The organism is Ancylomarina sp. (assembly GCF_041555295.1).
Lineage (GTDB): Bacteria > Bacteroidota > Bacteroidia > Bacteroidales > Marinifilaceae > Ancylomarina.
The window spans coordinates 1-2,710 of record NZ_JBFFKR010000379.1 but is presented as its reverse complement, the minus strand read 5'-3'; the positions used below and the strand labels follow the sequence as shown (position 1 = coordinate 2,710).

Sequence of the window (2,710 nt, the reverse complement as noted above, 5' to 3'; positions counted from 1 at the left end):
GCGCCATTCTTTCAACTGATCAACATCTTCGTTCTTGATGTATCCAATCTCGAGAGCACGATCGATCATGGTGTTATAATCACTCAGAGTTTCTAATTCACATTTCGCTTCTGTGAAGTTATCTTCAGCCGTTTGAAATCCGTATGTGAAAATTGCAAACATTCCCATCACATCGCATTCTGCTTCACGAAGAGCCTGAACAGCCTTCAAACTAGATCCACCTGTAGAAATTAAATCTTCAATAACGACAACTTTCTGTCCAGCTTTTAAATCGCCTTCAATCATATTTGTCATTCCATGAGCTTTAGCCGAAGAGCGAATATAAACCATTGGTAAATTCAGTTCGTCGGCAACCAATGCACCTAGTGCAATAGCGCCAGTTGCAACACCTGCAATAACTTCAACATCTGGATATTTTGCTAAAACTGCCTTAGCAAACGCTTTTTTAATATCGTTTCTCACTTCTGGATACGATAAAGTTTTACGGTTATCACAGTAAATTGGCGACTTCCATCCCGAAGCCCAAGTGAATGGGTTTGTAGGTTCTAGCTTAATTGCTTTTATTTGCAAAAGGTATTCAGCGATTTGTTTTGCAGTACTTTGCATAGGATTATTGGATTTAATGGTTCAATAAATATGAATTGATTAAACAAAACTAAGTGTAACTCTCAAGCTTATACCACAGTGATACAAACTTTTACACAACGAGTCTCTTAATCTGAAATCATCCGCAAATGTATAAAGTATTTTTTAAAGATCGTGCAATTTTCTTAGGTGATAAGGCTGAAAGTATGAATTTCCCATGCATGGTATATCTGTGGACTGAAGGAGATAATTTGGAAGCTCTCGTTTCTGACTTTGACTATGATGAAAATAAAGAGGCTCTCTTCTTTGCCGCGGAAAACGTGGAAGCTCTCTTTGCAGAGTTCAAAAATCAATTTAAATATATAGAAGCTGCTGGTGGGCTGGTTTTCAATCAAGCAAATGAGATTCTGGCCATTCACCGATTAGGAAAATGGGATTTGCCTAAAGGGAAAGTGGAAAGTGGTGAAACAATAGACGAAGCGGCCCTACGTGAAGTTGAGGAAGAATGCGGCATCACTAATCTACAACTCGACGAAGAACTTGAATCGACCTACCATACCTATTGGATGAATAATTCGTGGATGCTGAAACGTAGCTATTGGTTTAAAATGAGCTATTCTGGTAATGAAAAACTAGTTCCACAAACTGAAGAAGACATAGAGAAAGCTTGTTGGATTCCAAGCAATCAGATTGAAGAGTTTAGAGCGAACACCTACGCATCCATTCTAGCAGTTGTGAATACCATCAACTAACAGAAATTAAATGAACGAGTATCAATTTTGTTTAAGTTGGTACTCGCATGACTTATCTCCGTAGGATTTCAGTCATTACTCTAACCTGCCACTACATAAGATATAACATCCTATACTTACTCATCAATTTCCATACTCTTTGCTAGCAAATTATATTGCGTGTCTTAATGATTGAGTATACAATCTTATACTCCGAATATATAATCTTACAAAACGAGTATGTATTCTTATAAGATAGGCGATGCGAATTGTCAGTAGACATATAAGAACAATCAGAAAATGATAGAAACTAGTCAGAATACTACTGTGTCGTATCAGAATAACTAGACAGATAGTAAGTAAATGGGTGAAAATCGTCAGAAAGGATATTGAAAACGATAACAGAAAACCTCCATTCGCATGAAGAAACCATCAAATTGAAAACGGAAAGCATAAATAGGCCTCAAAACGGCACCTAAACCGCATTATCCTATAAAATAAAAAGCTTTTACTTATTATTTTGGGTGTGATTATTACGAAGAATATTCCTTTGAATCTTAACAAAGATTTTCTCTACCCCATCGTGTGGACCTCTAGCTGGGTATTGATAAACCTTACCTTCTGGATTGATAATGATATAAGTTGGGAATACATTTATCTTAAAATCCGCTAGAATAGAGCTTTCTGAATCAATCTGGACCATTGGCCAAGTAATCTCTTTTTGTTTCAATCTATTCGTAAAACGAGCCGTGTCTAAATCGCTAGCAACACTTAAGAATTCGATATCCTTACCAAAGGCTTCATGCAGTTTCTTAAGCGATTCGAGATCATTCTCCCAAACCGAATTCGTTGTGTTACAAAAATTCAGATACAGATATTTGCCCTTATAGTCTTCCAAAGCAATATCTCCGACTTTGAAATCTGGAACATCTGTATTTTTAAGTAGATGAGATAAGTTTGCCAAATAATTCTTTATCAACTGGCTTACTCTTGAGTCTGTCGAATTCTCATTTATCTTTTGAAGGATTACTATTGCTTTTTTTCGAGTTAAAACAGCATTCCCGGTTCCATCAAATACGGCCTTAACCAAAAGTAGATCTCTAAATTCTTTATTCTGATAGGCAGAATAGCTTTCCATTAATTTGCTCAAGTTTGAATAAGGGTCAGAAGATTCAAGAGCCTTATTAAACTTCGATTTTTCTTTTCGATGAAAGGCTGAACCGAAAGAGTTGTCGTAAATTTTATTGAACAAAGTTGTATAAGCTGTATTATTCAACTCCAATGCTTGTTTCGCAAAGTATTTATTCTCCAAACTGATATAGGCCTCTGGTGAGGCTAAATAATCAAGGAAACCCAAACGATATTTTAAATAAACCTGAAAGTAAGAATTCGTC

At 36.2% G+C, this 2,710-nt stretch carries 3 protein-coding genes; 1 reads left to right on the top strand and 2 read right to left on the bottom strand.

What is annotated here, in order from left to right; all coding sequences use genetic code 11:
- The coding region (pyrE, locus tag ABY905_RS16185; RefSeq protein WP_372645744.1) for an orotate phosphoribosyltransferase at positions 1–606 on the bottom strand (606 nt) is incomplete at its 3' end.
- Between the two features lie 128 nt (positions 607–734).
- Between pyrE and ABY905_RS16180 the strand changes: the two genes are divergently transcribed.
- Positions 735–1,337, top strand: a complete 603-nt coding sequence (locus ABY905_RS16180; protein WP_372645742.1) for an NUDIX hydrolase — start codon at positions 735–737, stop codon at positions 1,335–1,337.
- 487 nt (positions 1,338–1,824) lie between these two features.
- Here ABY905_RS16180 and ABY905_RS16175 read toward each other — a convergent pair.
- A partial coding sequence (locus ABY905_RS16175) for a TlpA family protein disulfide reductase (protein ID WP_372645740.1) occupies positions 1,825–2,710 on the bottom strand: 886 nt, incomplete at its 5' end.

Coding starts and splice junctions, on each gene's coding strand:
- ABY905_RS16180 (WP_372645742.1), top strand. CDS start 735: ATGTATAAAGTATTTTTTAAAGATCGTGCAATTTTCTTAGGTGATAAG.